General features: G+C 38.8%; 1 protein-coding gene. It reads left to right on the top strand.

All coding sequences use genetic code 11. The features are described from left to right. The coding region (locus B9N65_RS11105) for an Ig-like domain-containing protein (protein WP_180385155.1) at window positions 1-680 on the top strand (680 nt) is incomplete at both ends.

The following is a 680-nucleotide window of genomic DNA, read 5'->3' as shown; positions in this document are numbered from 1 at the left end:
TGATTCAGAACTAACTCGCCAACCAAGCAACCCATCTATCAAATTCCCAGAAGACACTAACGAAGATGGTAAGATCTCTGACAAAGAGAATAAAGATGGCGACAAAGATGCTGGTAAAACAACAGCTGAAGTAGTCATTCCAAAAGATGGCAGCGTAAAACCAGGCGATAAACTAATCGTTACTGATGACAAAGGTAATAAAACTGAAAGACCAATCGAACAAAGCGATATCGATAAAGGTAGCATCGATGTTCCAGTTGATCTAAACCCAGGTAAAGATAACACCATAACAGCTGAGATAGTTAACCCTAACAATCCTGACAACCCAGGCAAAGGCAAAGGTGTAATAGGTGAGAATAGTGAAGCTACTAAAGCTCCAGAAGCTCCAGTTATCACTGATGTTATCGATGATGTTAAGGGTGGTAAATTTAACGAAGACGTTAAAGGTGGCTTAACAAATGACAACACTCCAACTATCAAAGGTACAGCAAAAGCTGGATCAACAGTTATAATCTATGACAATGGTGTTGAGATCGGTAGGATAGAGAATGCAAATGCTAACTGGGAATTTACAACTCCAGTTCTTACTAAACAAGGCGAGCATAAATTTACAGCTATAGCTAAGAACGAATTTGGTACTAGCGTATCAAGCAATGAAGTTACAATTGATCTTGATACAA

It is taken from the genome of Campylobacter concisus (assembly GCF_002165815.1).
GTDB classification, from domain to species: Bacteria; Campylobacterota; Campylobacteria; order Campylobacterales; family Campylobacteraceae; genus Campylobacter_A; species Campylobacter_A concisus_BH.
Note: the sequence above shows the minus strand (reverse complement) of the source record. Positions and strands in the feature narration are given on the sequence as shown.